The following is a 14,209-nucleotide window of genomic DNA, read 5'->3' on the forward strand; positions in this document are numbered from 1 at the left end:
CCTGTGGTGAGGGGATTTATCCCCGCTGGGCCGCGAAGCGGCCCTCTATGTTTCTACAGATACACCAAGGTGTATGAATCGAGGGCCGCTTCGCAGCCCTACGGGGATAAATCCCTTCGCCACAAAGAACCGAAACCGCTCATAAAGTGCACACCCGCTCAGAAACACGCCACCTTTTGGCGCGTCGCAAACAGATAAGTGGCTGTTGCGCCGACCCCTGCCGTGGCGGTGCCGACCGTTCGTCATCCGCGCTTGGGGTGACACCGCTTGTGCAAACGGTGCAGCCCAGTTCCCACAAGTGCTACCGAACTGCTCACAGCCCGCAGGGAGCGGTGTCAGCGGCCCCTGATGGCACCGATAAACCATCCTTGACGCGTGCCTTGTGTAGACGGGTTGCGATGTCGTTTTCAGGATTTTATTAAACATACGTTCAGTTTTAGGCACGGCAATTGCTGTATCGCTGTAAAGCCGGTTTTCGCTATGAAAACCTCGGCAACACAACCAATAAAAAGAGCCTGCGCCTGAGGCCATTACCCGCTTTGTGTGAGGAGATACCGCGATGACGTCGTCCAACTCCGGGGCCCAACCCCAGAACCGTGCGCCTCAATCCATCGGCTTTTTGCTGCTGGACAATTTCACGCTGATTTCCCTGGCGTCCGCGGTGGAACCGCTACGCATGGCCAACCAGTTATCCGGCCGCGAGCTGTATCGCTGGACCACTCTCACCGTCGACGGCGGGCAGGTCTGGGCCAGTGACGGTCTGCAGATCACCCCGGACGCCTCCATGCACAAAGCCCCGCCGCTGGACACCGTGATTGTCTGCGGCGGCATCGGAATCCAGCGCACCGTGACCCGCGAGCATGTGTCCTGGTTGCAAGGCCAGGCCCGTCAGTCCCGCCGCCTCGGCGCGGTCTGCACCGGCAGTTGGGCCTTGGCCTGCGCCGGCCTGCTGGACGGTTTCGATTGCAGCGTGCACTGGGAATGCCTGGCAGCGATGCAGGAAGCCTTTCCACGGGTGTCGATGAGCACCCGCCTGTTCACCCTCGACCGCAACCGCTTCACCAGTTCCGGCGGCACCGCGCCGCTGGACATGATGCTGCACCTGATCAGTCGCGATCATGGTCGCGAACTGTCGGCGGCGATTTCCGAGATGTTCGTCTACGAGCGCATTCGCAACGAGCAGGATCACCAACGCGTGCCGCTCAAGCACATGCTCGGCACCAACCAGCCGAAGTTGCAGGAAATCGTCGCGCTGATGGAGGCCAATCTCGAAGAGCCGATCGACCTGGACGAGCTGGCGGTCTATGTCTCCGTGTCCCGGCGTCAGCTGGAGCGGTTGTTCCAGAAATACCTGCACTGCTCGCCGTCGCGCTATTACCTCAAGCTGCGGCTGATTCGTGCACGGCAACTGCTCAAGCAGACGCCGATGTCGATCATCGAAGTGGCGTCGGTGTGCGGTTTCGTCTCCACGCCGCACTTCTCCAAGTGCTACCGCGAATATTTCGGTATTCCGCCACGGGACGAGCGCGTAGGCTCCAACACCACGCAACAGGTCGCCATGGTACCGCTGCCGCAGGCCATGGTGCTGTCGCCATTGTCCGGCCCGCTGTCGGCGCTCAGCCAGGCGCGCAATGAGTCGACGTTTGCCAGTGTAAGGCTGTAGACCGCAGCGCCTTCATCGCGAGCAGGCTCGCTCCCACAGCAGAACCCTGTGGAAGCGAGCCTGCTCGCGATTGGTTTTTTTCAGGCGCTGTGGTTCTGCTGGTATTCCATCAATGCTGGCAGAAGTTGCTTGTCGATGGCCTGGCGAACCGCCGGCAGGATGGTGGCGCTGCTGGTGTACATGTCCTTGACCATCCGGCGCAGATCATTGGCGCGAGCCCTGTCCAGGCCACGCACGGCGCACAAGCAGGCCTGTTCGGCGGTGGCTCCGCTGGGTATCTGCAGGCCCAGGGCCTTGAGATGGCCCAGCAAGTCTTCCTGGTCGATCAAATCGGCGTGCATCATGACGCTTTTCCTTGTTCCGGGATTGGGGTCTGCCTCGATTCTGGTAGCCACCCGAAGCGGCGGCAAGGGCAAATCGTCGCGATGACCCGAATGACTATGAGCGTGTCGTTTTCGGCTAACTGACGTCATCCGCGACTGGGCACACTGGCCTCAAGCTGGATCACGATGGTTTGGTCACCCTCGCGGGAAAGCTCCTCCAGTAACGCAACCTGCCCCGATCCTGTCACGGCTTGATCGGGGATTTTTTTGCCCGGTGAATCAGGCGTGGGTGTCGAGCTTGATGGACGGTTATCACCAGCAGGCTTCCCCGCACCGGGTCGCAGGCTCGTCGTGGGAGCGAGCCTGCTCGCGATGGACGAAGACACGGTCTAGCGTTGCAGCACCAGGATCCGCGACAGCAATTCATCCCGATCCACATAGCAGCCCTGGAAGTGCCGTGCCCCGGTGGCCGGGTCGAAGGCGTTGCGGGCGTGAAGGGTGCGGCGGTTGTCGAAGCACCACAACTGACCGGGCTCCAGGCGCTGCACGAGACGAAACGCGGGTTCGCGGGTCAGGGCGATGAAGCGTCGGTAGGCGCGGTAGAGCCTGGGCATCTGTTCGACCGAGGTGTCGAAGGGCCCTCGCAGGAAGTTCGCCATACGGATCTCGGCAACCTGCCCCTGGCTATCGAGCGCGATGATGGGGGCCAGGCAGCGGTAGTCGCTGTGACGGTCCTTGTTGCGAAACTCCACCGGAATCCGGCACAGGGCATTGAAGGCCTCGGGGTCTTCCTGGCGCAGGGCCTCGGCAATGGCGAAGCCGTCGACGAAGATGCTCTCGCCGCCGCTGGCGTCATTGACCAGGCAATGCAGGAACTGCAGGCCGGGCTGCAATTCCCGGGTCGGCAAGTCGCTGTGCAGCGGCAGGTTGAAAGCGGTGTAGGCGTTGCTGTCGGCATCGGCCTTGGACTGCACGTTGAACAGCACGCCGAAGTTGCTTTCGCGAATGAAGGCGATGCGCTGGGCGACCGCCTTCAGCGAACCGGGTTCGGTGGGCACGCCACGGACCTGGGTCAGGCCGACGTCACGCACTGCCAGCAACCACTGCAACAGGGCATCGGCCTCGTTCATCACCGCGTGGTAATCGAATACCGGCAGTTGCAGGTCGTGCCGCCACAGTCGGCTTTTCGGCCTGTTCGCCCGCCTTTCGCTGCGCGACTGCTCATCATAGGCGTGGGCGCGCAGCCAGCCCGGGTCGAAACGGCTCTGGTGGCCGTCCTGCCAATCCACGCACAGGCAGCCCTGGTCATCGAGGCGCAGGGTGGCGGGCTCCAGGTCTTCAGGCACATCGACGATTTCCAGTACCTGTTCACGGGTGACGGTATAGACGCACCGTGGGCAGGGACAGTTGTCCCGCAGCCATTGATGATGGAACGGGCTGATGCGACCGTCGGCCCAGGTGACCTGCACCTGGTCGTCCAGGGCTCTCGCCGTGACCGGCGCACACACCAGAGGGTAACGACGGAAGTCGGCAACAGTGGCGGCGGTGTTCATGACGTTCTCCGGATCGGGGCTTAGCGGGCGGGTGGCAAGGCGATGACTCGGCCGATGTAGGCCGGGAGCGGCAGCTCGGACTGCTCGTCCAGCAAGGCCTTGAGCCTGGCCAGGGTCGGTTCTGTGAACGGGGCCGAATGCGGGCCGGCCAGGTCGACGTGCAGCAGCATTTGCTCATTGCCCGCCAACGCTTTGTCCCCACCGGCCAGATGCAGGCTGTGATAGAGGTGCAAACGCTTGGCGTCGTGGCCGATGATCTGCGTACGCACCTCCACGTCGACATCCACCTTCACTTCGTGCAGGTAATTGAGGTGCAGTTCGAGGGTGAACAGCGAATGGCCGCTGGTATCGCGGTTCTGGCTGTCCATGCCTAGCAGGTCCATCAGCGCGTCGGTGGCGTAGCTGAAAATCAACAGGTAATAGGCATCGCGCAGATGGCCGTTGTAATCGACCCACTCGGGACGGATATGGGTTTGGTAAGTGGTGAGGGTGGGCATGGTTCAGGTCCGACAATTGGGGTGACTGGGCTGGCGCTATGGCGAGCAGGCTCGCTCCCTCAGGGGATCTGCTGGGTGAAAGCAATCGTGTTCACGCCGCCAGACCTGTGGGAGCGAGCTTGCTCGCGATGGGGCCAGACCTAGACCTGCTGGCCCTGAAACCAGGGTTTACTCTTCGAAAGCCATGCCGTGCTTGGCCTTGGTGGTCTTCACCGCCTCCAGTACGGCCAGGAGGCAATCGTCACGATAGCGCTCCAGGGCCGGGATGCTGTGGTTGCCCAGTTGCTCGCTCGTCCCGTCCACCACGTCGTCGATCAGCTTGTCGGTGAGTTCCGGGGCCGGCAGGTAGGTCCAGGGCAGTTGCAGCGCCGGGCCGAACTGGGCCATGAAGTGGCGCATCCCGGCATCGCCGCCGGCCAGGGTATACGTCAGGAACGTACCCATGAACGACCAGCGCAAACCGGCGCCAAAGCGGATCGCGTCATCGATCTCGCCCGTGGTCGCCACGCCGTCGTTGACCAGGTGCAGCGCCTCGCGCCACAGCGCTTCGAGCAGGCGGTCGGCGATGAACCCAGGCACTTCCTTGCGGACATGCAGCGGCCGCATGCCAAGGGATTCGTACACGCGCATCGCGGCCTGGACGGCCTCGGGAGCGGTATCCTTGCCACCCACCACCTCCACCAGGGGCAACAGGTAGACCGGGTTGAACGGGTGTCCGACCACGCAGCGTTCCGGGTGGGTCGCACCTTCGTAGAACTCGCTGGGCAACAGCCCCGAAGTGCTGGAACCGATCAATGCATTCGGCTTGGCGGCGGCGCTGATCTGGCCGTGCAGTTCGAGCTTCAGTTCCAGGCGCTCGGGGGCGCTTTCCTGGATGAAATCGGCGTCGCGCACGCATTCCTCGATGGTCGCGACAAAGCGCAGCCGATCCTGCGAGGCTCCGGGTGCCAGGCCCTGTTTTTCCAGCGCTCCCCAGGCATTCGCGACGCGCTTGCGCAGGGCCGCCTCGGCGCCCGGCGCCGGATCCCAGGCCACGACGTCCAGGCCATGGGCCAGGGCGCGGCTGACCCAGCCGCTGCCGATCACGCCGCTGCCCAGGGCGGCGAAGGTCTTGATGTTGGTGATAAAGCTCATGGTGGTTTTCCTGAAGTGATTCGCCGATTCCCTGTGGGAGCGAGCTTGCTCGCGATGACGGTATTCCAGGCGCAGCAAATGCACTGGATGCGCCGACGCTATCGCGAGCAGGCTCGCTCCCACACTTGATCTTGGGTGGTCTTGAGGTCTGCAGTCACTGCAGATCCACTGTGCATGTTCGGTTTAGCCGCGCTGGACCAGACCCATTTTCTTGCGGCCCTCCGCCGGCGTGAGCACCCGGGCGCCGAGGCGGCTGAGGATCTCGCTGGCGCGTTCCACCAGTTGGCCATTGGTGGCGAGCACGCCTTTGTCCAGCCACAGATTGTCTTCCAGCCCGACCCGTACGTTGCCCCCCAGCAGCACCGCCTGGGCGGCCATCGGCATCTGCATGCGACCGATGCCGAAGCCGGCCCACACCGCGTCCGCCGGCAGGTTGTCGACCATGGCTTTCATGGTGGTGGTGTCGGCCGGCGCACCCCATGGGATACCGAGGCAGAGCTGGAACAGCGGGTTGTCCAGCAGGCCTTCCTTGATCAGTTGCTTGGCGAACCACAGGTGACCGGTGTCGAAGATCTCCAGCTCGGCCTTGACCCCCAGTTCGGTGATGCGCTTGGCCCCGGCCCGCAGTTGCGCCGGGGTGGAGACGTAAATGGTGTCGCCGTCGCCGAAGTTCAGGGTGCCGCAATCCAGGGTGCAGATTTCCGGCAGCAGTTCCTCGACGTGGGCCAGGCGAGTCAACGGGCCCACCAGGTCGGTATTGGGGCCGAACTCCATCGGCCGTTCGCCGGCACCGATCTCCAGGTCACCGCCCATGCCGGCGGTGAGGTTGACGATGATGTCCACGTCCGCCTCGCGGATGCGCTCCATCACCTCGCGATACAGCGCCACGTCACGGCTGAACTTGCCGGTCTGTGGATCGCGGACGTGGCAGTGCACCACCGTGGCCCCGGCTTTGGCAGCCTCGATAGCCGCCTCGGCGATCTGTTTCGGGGTGACCGGTACGTGGGGACTCTTGGCGGTCGTGTCGCCAGCACCGGTGAGTGCGCAGGTGATGATGACGTCATGGTTCATGGTGCGGTTTCCTTCAGGCGTGTTGAGTCACTGCGCAGCCATTGGCAGCCGCGCAGATGGGAAGCGATCGGTCAGTTGCTGGTGAGTTTCAGGTTTTCGGCGGCCGGCTTTCCGTCGAAGGTGGTCACACCTTCCAGCCAGCGTTGCTTGTCCTGTGGATGGTCCTTGAGCCATTGCCGGGCCGACTCCAGCGGATCCTTGTGATCGAGCAGCGGCTGCATCATCCGGCTCTCGTCTTCGGCGCTGAACGTCAGGTTGCTCAGCAGGCGGCTGACGTTCGGACATTGCTGGGCATAGTTCGGCGCGGTCACGGTCCACACGGTGGCCATGCCTTCATTCGGGCCGAGGGCGTCCTCGCTGCCGGTGAGGTAGGTCATCTGCACGTTGACGTTCATCGGGTGCGGCGCCCAGCCGAAGAACACCACGGCCTCCTTGCGCCGCACGGCGCGGTCCACGGCGGCGAGCATACCGGCCTCGCTGGACTCCACCAGCTGGAACTTGCCCAGCCCGAACTGGTTCTTGGCGATCATCGCCTTGATCTGGGTATTGGCGCCGGAGCCGGGCTCGATGCCGTAGATCTTGCCGCCCAACTCTTTTTCGAATCTAGCGATGTCGGCGAAGGTCTTCAGGCCCTTGTCGGCCAGGTAGGTCGGCACGGCCAGGGTGGCGCGGGCGTCCTTGAGGCTGGGCTGCTCCAGCACCTTGACCTGCCTGGCCTCGACGAAGGGGGTAATGGTCTGGGTCATGAGGGGGTTCCAGTAGCCCAGGAACATGTCCAGGCGCTGGTCACGGATGCCGGCGAAGATGATCTGCTGGGAGGCGCTGGTCTGCTTGGTGTTGTAGCCGAGGCCGTCGAGCATCACCTGGGTCAGGGCGCTGGTGGCGATGACGTCGGTCCAGTTGACCACGCCCAGGCGCACGTTCTGGCACGCGGCGGGTTCGGCCGCCAGGGTCGCGGTGCTCAGGAAAGTGGTAGCGCTCAGTGCAAGGACGCAGGTGCTGATCAGTCGTTTCATGGTGGGTTCCTCGGCAGCTTATTGTTATGGGGCCCGGCATCTGCGTACCGGTGATGCCAAGGTACGTAGCCGCGCCTTCGGCAAAACGCACTGCGGCGACGCGCTCTTGCACTACAGCGACTCTTGAATGCCCCTTGCAACTGGCGTATCAAGGTTCGCACGCTACCCGCCAACCGAGTGCGCGTCATGTCCCAGGATTTCTACTTCTTGCTGATGCCGGGTTTTTCGGCCATCGGTTTCATTTCGGCCATCGAGCCGTTGCGGGTCGCCAACCGTTTTCGCGGCGAGCTGTACCGCTGGCACGTCCTGAGTGCCGACGGCGGTGCGGTGCTGGCGAGCAACGGCATGTCGGTCAACGCCGATGCGGCATTGGAGCCGCTGAAAAAGGGCGCGACCCTGTGGGTAGTGGCGGGGTTCGAGCCGCTGAAGTTTGCCACCAAGGCCCTGGAGCGCTGGCTGCACCGGCTGGACAAGGAGGGCGTGACCCTGGGCGGAATCGACACCGGCAGCGTGGTGCTGGCCGAAGCGGGGTTGCTGCAAGGGTACCGGGCAACCCTGCATTGGGAGGCGATCGAGGCATTCAAGGAGTCCTATCCGCAGTTGGACGTGACCCAGGAGCTGTTCGAAATCGACCGTCGGCGCATCACCTGTGCCGGTGGCACTGCCTCCATCGACCTCATGCTCGACCTGATCGGCCAGGCCCATGGTGCTGACCTGGCCATCCAGGTCAGCGAGCAATTCGTGCTCGGGCGCATCCGTCCGCGCAAGGATCACCAGCGCATGGAGATCGCCAGTCGCTACGGCATCCGCAACAAGAAGCTGGTGCACGTCATCGGAGAGATGGAGGCCCACAGCGAACCGCCCCTGAGCACCCTGGCGCTGGCCGAGTCCATCAACGTCACGCGCCGCCAGCTCGAGCGCCTTTTCCGCCTGCACCTGAACGATACGCCGAGCAATTTCTACCTGCGCCTGCGCCTGGAAAAGGCCCGCCAGCTATTGCGCCAGACCGACCTGAGCGTGCTGGAGGTGAGCATCGCCTGCGGGTTCGAATCGCCGTCTTATTTCACTCGCAGTTATCGAGCTCGGTTCGAGCGCTGTCCGCGGGAAGATCGGCGCAAGGTGGTCTGATGGCGCAGACATGCCCTTGCAGGAGCGAGCCGGCTCGCTCTCACAGGCGATCTGCTGCCTGAGGCACTATTGTTTCATCAACGCCGCACAGGCCGCCTTGTAGGCTTCATGCTGGTATTTGTTCAGCGTGGCAGGCAGGGCAAAGTCGTGCTTCTTGTTCTGCGCATTGATGGTCTGCGGGGACAGCAGCGTCGTTTCACAGCCTTCCAGCAACTGGAACACCCCTTCGATCTTGAATGTGGTGGGGCCGCCGGCGAATTCGCCTTTCTTGCTGCGTTTCTTGATGGCGATGCGTTCTATGCCGTTCTCGGTCACGAAGGCCCGTACCTGGGCGGCGAAAGCCTTGACGTTGGCGGCTTCGTCATCGTCGTCCAGGCTGATTTTCCGGGTCTTGAGCTCGACATGGCTCAACCCGTTCTGGTCCAGCGAGGCAACGGCGACAATCGCTTCGCTGCCTTTGATTTCTATGCCGCAGATAATCATGTAAGCCCTTGGGTCTGGAGGTCGGGTGTTCCAGTGTATCGATCCCGGGGCCGGACGCCGCTACGATTTTTGCCGGTCAGTCCATGCTTTTTCGCAGGTCCAGCATGATCTTGTCGAAGTAATCGACCCGGATAATGCCGAAGCGGGGGTATTCGAAGTCCAGGATCACATACAGCACGCACACCATGACCGCCGCATAACCCAGGCTGTGCAGCCATTTGCGATGGGCCGTACCGGCCATGCCGTAGCCGATCAGCAAGGCACTGATCAGGGCCATGGTCAGCAACATGAGATAGATGACCAGCGGCGGGTGGGTTTCGTGGGCCACGGCGCGGGTCGTGGTGATGTCGATCATTTCGTTCTGCGCTTGCAGCGCGCTGGTTCCCAGCGTCGGGGTGGGCATCTTTTGCAGGGCGGCAACGGTGCTTTTCCAGATGGCCTGTTGCAAGGCACTGGCCCGGGCATGGGCGGACTCGTCGATCTGGTCCTCGCGCAAGTCCTGGTAGTACTCGATCCGGGCGTCGACATAGTCCCTGAATGCCTGGCGCAGGCCCGGTTGCTCGCTGGCCGGCAACAGGTCCAGGCGCAGCCAGGCGGTACCCATGGCGTTGGTTTCGGCGACGATCAGCGCGCGACGCTGATCCAGGCGCGTGGCGGCGCCGGAGAAGGTGAAGGCGATCAACAATGCCAACAGGCCGAACACCGCGCCTTCGATGGCCCCGACGCCCTGTCGTGCCCCTTCGGGATCCAGGGCCAGGTGACGGTTGCCGATCCGGCGACCGGCCTCGATGCTCAATACGATGGCGATGAAAATGGCGAACCCGTAGACGGGCAAGGCAGTAAGAGAGTGCATACGAAAATCCCTTGATTATCGTGTTGGACTCGTCTGTACAGCCTGGATCGGACGGGTTGTTCAGCCAGTGTAGACGGCGTTGACGGATAGAGCCTGCGACGCAGAGGAGGTCCCAGTTCCAGCTGGTCAGGGGCCAGGCAACGGGAACAGGCGTTCCCTGGCCTTCAATCCTGCCCAATCGACTCCAGGAATTCCGATCGGTCGTCGCTCACCTGAGCCATGCAGTCGTTTTCGGCGATCTTGTAGGCTTCGCTGCCGGGTTTGGCCGGGAAGGCGGCGATGGCGCAGTCGGCGTCCCGCTGTTTCTGCCACAACTGTTGGGCTGCCTTGATCTTGCCGGTGATGTCGTTGAGCTGGGCCTTGTCGCTGGCGTAGCGGGTCTGCAGGCGCTCAAGGAGGCTTTGCAGGTTGTCGTTGAGCAGTTGCTCGGCGGCGGCCTTGCCGTAGGCCGAGCAGGCCAGGGTCTGGACGTCGTTTTCGACGGCGTCGCAGGGGTTCTGTTCGGTGTCTTCGGTGGCGTGTGCCACGGTGCTGATCAATGCCAAAGCCAGGAAGAGTGATTTCATTGCGTTGCCGCTCGAGTCCAGTGGAAGCCAGTGATGCGGCGGATTCTGGCGCAAGCGCCGGGCAAAGAACAGACGGGCAGGGCAGGCCCGTCGCAGCCCTTTGTCGTGGATTGACGCTTTCGGCAATTCCCCTGTCGTTTTTGCACCGGGTCGCCACGGCCCTCAGGCATATGCTGGCCCCAAAGCGCCGGCACACGTTTCGGCGCATGAAATCCGACAAAAGGGGACTGCCTGATGAGCCCAGCCGAATTGCACGCCGACAGCATCGTTATCGACGGGCTGATCATTGCCAAATGGAACCGCGAACTGTTCGAAGACATGCGCAAGGGCGGCCTGACCGCGGCCAACTGCACCGTGTCGGTGTGGGAAGGTTTCCAGGCCACCATCAACAATATCGTCGCGAGCCAGAAGCTGATCCGCGAGAACAGCGACCTGGTGATCCCGGTGAAGACCACCGCCGATATCAAGCGTGCCAAGGAGCAGGGCAAGACCGGCATCATCTTCGGTTTCCAGAACGCCCATGCCTTCGAAGACCAGCTCGGCTACATCGAGATCTTCAAGCAACTGGGCGTCGGCGTGGTGCAGATGTGCTACAACACCCAGAACCTGGTGGGGACCGGCTGCTACGAGCGCGACGGCGGCCTGTCGGGGTTCGGTCGTGAAGTGGTTGCCGAGATGAATCGGGCCGGCATCATGTGCGACCTGTCCCACGTGGGGTCCAAGACCTCCGAAGAAGTCATCCTCGAGTCGAAGAAACCGGTCTGCTATTCCCACTGCCTGCCGTCCGGCCTGAAAGAACACCCGCGCAACAAGTCCGATGAAGAGCTGAAGTTCATCGCCGACCACGGCGGCTTCGTCGGCGTGACCATGTTCGCACCGTTCCTGGCCAAGGGCATCGATTCGACCATCGATGACTACGCCGAGGCCATCGAATACACCATGAACATCGTCGGCGAAGACGCCATCGGCATCGGCACCGATTTCACTCAGGGCCATGGCCAGGATTTCTTCGAAATGCTGACCCACGACAAGGGCTACGCCCGTCGCCTGACCAACTTCGGCAAGATCATCAACCCGCTGGGCATCCGCACCGTGGGCGAGTTCCCGAACCTTACCGAGACACTGCTCAAGCGCGGTCACTCCGAGCGAGTAGTGCGCAAGATCATGGGTGAGAACTGGGTGAACGTTTTGAAAGACGTCTGGGGCGAATAAACGCCGCTGCTGCACCGAATCCTTTACCTGCGGCCATCCGCGCCGCGGGCAACATCACGAATTTCCGGAGTCAAGTTTCAATGGCCAAAATCGCCCCTCAACTGCCTATCGAAGTCGACAGCGAAACCGGTGTCTGGACCTCCGACGCCCTGCCGATGCTCTATGTGCCGCGTCACTTCTTCGTCAACAACCACATGGGCATCGAGGAAGTGCTGGGCGCCGACGCCTACGCCGAAATCCTCTACAAGGCCGGCTACAAGTCCGCCTGGCACTGGTGCGAGAAAGAAGCCGAATGCCACGGCCTGGAAGGCGTCGCGGTGTTCGAGCACTACATGAAGCGTCTGTCGCAGCGTGGCTGGGGCCTGTTCAAGATCCAGGACATCGACCTGGATAAAGGCACCGCCAGCGTCAAGCTCGAACACTCGGCATTCGTCTATGTGTACGGCAAGGTGGGGCGCAAGGTCGACTACATGTTCACCGGCTGGTTCGCCGGTGCCATGGACCAGATCCTCGCCGCCCGCGGCAGTTCGATCCGCACCGTGGCCGAGCAGGTCTATGGCGGTTCCGAAGAAGGCCACGACGACGGCCTGTTCATCGTCAAGCCGTTGTAAGTCGAGGATTGCGCCATGGCTTTTGAAGCAATGTTCCAGCCGATCCAGATCGGCAAGCTGACCATCCGCAACCGCGTGCTCAGCACCGCCCACGCCGAGGTCTATGCCACGGACGGCGGCATGACCACCGATCGGTACGTGAAGTACTACGAAGAGAAGGCCAAGGGTGGCATCGGCCTGGCGATCTGCGGTGGATCGTCCGTGGTCGCCATCGACAGCCCCCAGGAATGGTGGAGTTCGGTGAACCTGTCCACCGACCGCATCATCCCGCATTTCCAGAACCTGGCCGACGCCATGCACAAGCATGGCGCCAAGATCATGATCCAGATTACCCACATGGGGCGTCGCTCGCGTTGGGACGGCTTCAACTGGCCGACCCTGATGTCGCCGTCCGGCGTGCGTGAGCCGGTGCACCGTGCCACCTGCAAGACCATCGAGCCGGAAGAAATCTGGCGGGTGATCGGCAACTACGCCCAGGCGGCGCGCCGTGCCAAGGCCGGCGGCCTGGATGGCGTGGAGCTGTCCGCCGTGCACCAGCACATGATCGACCAGTTCTGGAGCCCGCGGGTCAACAAGCGTACCGACGAATGGGGCGGCAGCTTCGAAGGCCGCATGAAGTTCGGCCTGGAAGTGCTCAAGGCCGTGCGCGCCGAAGTGGGCGACGATTTCTGCGTGGGCATGCGCATCTGTGGTGACGAGTTCCACCCGGACGGCCTGTCCCACGAGGACATGAAGCAGATCGCCAAGTACTACGACGACACGGGCATGCTGGACTTCATCGGCGTGGTGGGGTCGGGTTGCGATACCCACAACACCCTGGCCAACGTCATTCCGAACATGAGTTATCCACCGGAGCCGTTCCTGCACCTGGCCGCCGGTATCAAGGAAGTGGTCAAGGTCCCGGTGCTGCACGCGCAGAACATCAAGGACCCGAACCAGGCCACGCGGATCCTGGAGGGCGGTTACGTCGACATGGTCGGCATGACCCGCGCCCACATCGCCGACCCGCACCTGATCGCCAAGATCAAGATGGGCCAGGTCGACCAGATCAAGCAGTGCGTCGGGGCCAACTACTGCATCGACCGCCAGTACCAGGGCCTGGATGTGCTGTGCATCCAGAACGCCGCGACGTCCCGCGAGTACATGGGCGTGCCGCACATCATCGAGAAATCCACCGGGCCCAAGCGCAAGGTGGTGGTGGTTGGCGCCGGCCCGGCGGGTATGGAAGCGGCTCGCGTGGCAGCCGAACGCGGCCACGACGTGACCCTGTTCGAGAAGAAGGAGTTCATTGGCGGGCAGATCACCACGGCCGCCAAAGCCCCGCAACGGGACCAGATCGCGGGCATCACCCGCTGGTTCCAGCTGGAGCTGGCTCGCTTGAAAGTCGACCTGCGCCTGGGCGTGGCGGCCGACGCGGCGACCATCATGGACCTGCGTCCAGACGTGGTGGTACTGGCCGTGGGCGGGCATCCGAACCTGGAGCAGAACGAGCACTGGGGCGCCGCCGAAGGGCTGGTGGTCAGCAGTTGGGACGTGCTCGATGGCAAGGTCGCCCCGGGCAAGAATGTGCTGGTCTACGACACCATTTGTGAATTCACCGGTATGTCGGTGGCCGACTTCCTCGCCGACAAGGGCAGCCAGGTGGAGATCGTCACCGACGATATCAAGCCGGGCGTTGCCATCGGCGGGACCTCGTTCCCCACTTACTACCGCAGCATGTACCCCAAGGAAGTGATCATGACCGGGGACATGATGCTGGAGAAGGTCTACCGCGAAGGCGACAAGCTGGTGGCGGTGCTGGAGAACGAGTACACCGGCGCCAAGGAAGAACGCGTCGTGGACCAGGTGGTGGTGGAGAACGGCGTGCGGCCGGACGAAGAAATCTACTACGCGCTCAAGGAAGGTTCGCGCAACAAAGGCCAGATCGATGTCGAGGCCCTGTTCGCGATCAAGCCCCAACCGTGCCTGGAACAGAGCGGCGATGGCTACCTGCTGTTCCGCATCGGCGACTGCGTGGCGCAGCGTAACACCCACGCCGCCATCTACGACGCCCTGCGGTTGTGCAAGGATTTCTAACGGCTTGTGGATAACCCGGTGGG

14 protein-coding genes are annotated in these 14,209 nt (G+C 62.8%); 5 read left to right on the forward strand and 9 right to left on the reverse strand.

The window, feature by feature from the left end; translation table 11 throughout:
* The first annotated feature begins 559 nt into the window (after positions 1-559).
* The gene (locus tag BT179_RS06520; RefSeq protein ID WP_072389977.1) at positions 560-1,663 is read left to right on the forward strand and encodes a choline metabolism transcriptional regulator GbdR; all 1,104 of its coding nucleotides are present in this window, start codon (positions 560-562) and stop codon (positions 1,661-1,663) included.
* A gap of 80 nt (positions 1,664-1,743) precedes the next feature.
* Here BT179_RS06520 and BT179_RS06525 read toward each other — a convergent pair whose 3' ends face one another.
* The 6 genes from BT179_RS06525 to BT179_RS06550 all read right to left on the reverse strand — a co-directional run bounded on the left by BT179_RS06525 (position 1,744) and on the right by BT179_RS06550 (position 7,257).
* A complete protein-coding gene (locus BT179_RS06525; RefSeq protein ID WP_072389975.1) occupies positions 1,744-2,007 on the reverse strand; it encodes a hypothetical protein in 264 nt (87 codons plus the stop codon).
* Positions 2,008-2,375: 368 nt separating this feature from the next.
* A complete protein-coding gene (locus BT179_RS06530) occupies positions 2,376-3,539 on the reverse strand; it encodes a gamma-butyrobetaine dioxygenase (protein WP_072430870.1) in 1,164 nt (387 codons plus the stop codon).
* A gap of 20 nt (positions 3,540-3,559) precedes the next feature.
* Positions 3,560-4,036 (reverse strand): thioesterase family protein, encoded by a 477-nt coding sequence (locus BT179_RS06535; protein WP_072389971.1) that lies wholly within the window; start codon positions 4,034-4,036, stop codon positions 3,560-3,562.
* Between the two features lie 168 nt (positions 4,037-4,204).
* Positions 4,205-5,170, reverse strand: coding sequence for an L-carnitine dehydrogenase (locus BT179_RS06540; RefSeq protein WP_072389969.1), 966 nt, complete (start codon positions 5,168-5,170; stop codon positions 4,205-4,207).
* A gap of 183 nt (positions 5,171-5,353) precedes the next feature.
* The gene (locus BT179_RS06545; RefSeq protein WP_072430869.1) at positions 5,354-6,241 is read right to left on the reverse strand and encodes a 3-dehydrocarnitine:acetyl-CoA trimethylamine transferase CdhC; all 888 of its coding nucleotides are present in this window, start codon (positions 6,239-6,241) and stop codon (positions 5,354-5,356) included.
* Between the two features lie 71 nt (positions 6,242-6,312).
* Complete coding sequence (locus BT179_RS06550) at positions 6,313-7,257, reverse strand: choline ABC transporter substrate-binding protein (RefSeq protein ID WP_072389963.1); 945 nt, start codon at positions 7,255-7,257, stop codon at positions 6,313-6,315.
* A 186-nt stretch (positions 7,258-7,443) separates the two neighbouring features.
* Between BT179_RS06550 and BT179_RS06555 the strand changes: the two genes are divergently transcribed.
* A complete protein-coding gene (locus tag BT179_RS06555; RefSeq protein ID WP_072389959.1) occupies positions 7,444-8,385 on the forward strand; it encodes a GlxA family transcriptional regulator in 942 nt (313 codons plus the stop codon).
* Between the two features lie 66 nt (positions 8,386-8,451).
* On the opposite strand, the gene BT179_RS06560 is transcribed toward BT179_RS06555, so the two are convergent.
* From BT179_RS06560 to BT179_RS06570, 3 genes are all read right to left on the reverse strand, one after another.
* Positions 8,452-8,868, reverse strand: coding sequence for a DUF3010 family protein (locus BT179_RS06560; RefSeq protein WP_072389956.1), 417 nt, complete (start codon positions 8,866-8,868; stop codon positions 8,452-8,454).
* A gap of 76 nt (positions 8,869-8,944) precedes the next feature.
* Positions 8,945-9,721, reverse strand: a complete 777-nt coding sequence (locus tag BT179_RS06565; RefSeq protein WP_072389953.1) for a bestrophin-like domain — start codon at positions 9,719-9,721, stop codon at positions 8,945-8,947.
* Between the two features lie 164 nt (positions 9,722-9,885).
* The gene (locus BT179_RS06570) at positions 9,886-10,287 is read right to left on the reverse strand and encodes a lysozyme inhibitor LprI family protein (RefSeq protein WP_072389951.1); all 402 of its coding nucleotides are present in this window, start codon (positions 10,285-10,287) and stop codon (positions 9,886-9,888) included.
* 234 nt (positions 10,288-10,521) lie between these two features.
* On the opposite strand from BT179_RS06570, the gene BT179_RS06575 reads away from it, so the two are divergent.
* The 3 genes from BT179_RS06575 to dgcA all read left to right on the forward strand — a co-directional run bounded on the left by BT179_RS06575 (position 10,522) and on the right by dgcA (position 14,186).
* Positions 10,522-11,499 carry a dipeptidase gene (locus BT179_RS06575; RefSeq protein ID WP_072389948.1) on the forward strand — a complete coding sequence of 326 codons (978 nt, stop codon included), beginning with the start codon at positions 10,522-10,524 and terminating at the stop codon, positions 11,497-11,499.
* An 80-nt stretch (positions 11,500-11,579) separates the two neighbouring features.
* Positions 11,580-12,110 (forward strand): DUF5943 domain-containing protein, encoded by a 531-nt coding sequence (locus BT179_RS06580; protein WP_030139308.1) that lies wholly within the window; start codon positions 11,580-11,582, stop codon positions 12,108-12,110.
* Positions 12,111-12,125: 15 nt separating this feature from the next.
* Entirely contained in the window at positions 12,126-14,186 is a 2,061-nt protein-coding gene (gene dgcA / locus BT179_RS06585) for a dimethylglycine demethylation protein DgcA (RefSeq protein ID WP_053156152.1), read from the forward strand.
* The last annotated feature ends 23 nt before the right edge of the window (positions 14,187-14,209 follow it).

Origin of the sequence: Pseudomonas sp. NFACC43 (assembly GCF_900119645.1) — a bacterium.
Lineage (GTDB): Bacteria > Pseudomonadota > Gammaproteobacteria > Pseudomonadales > Pseudomonadaceae > Aquipseudomonas.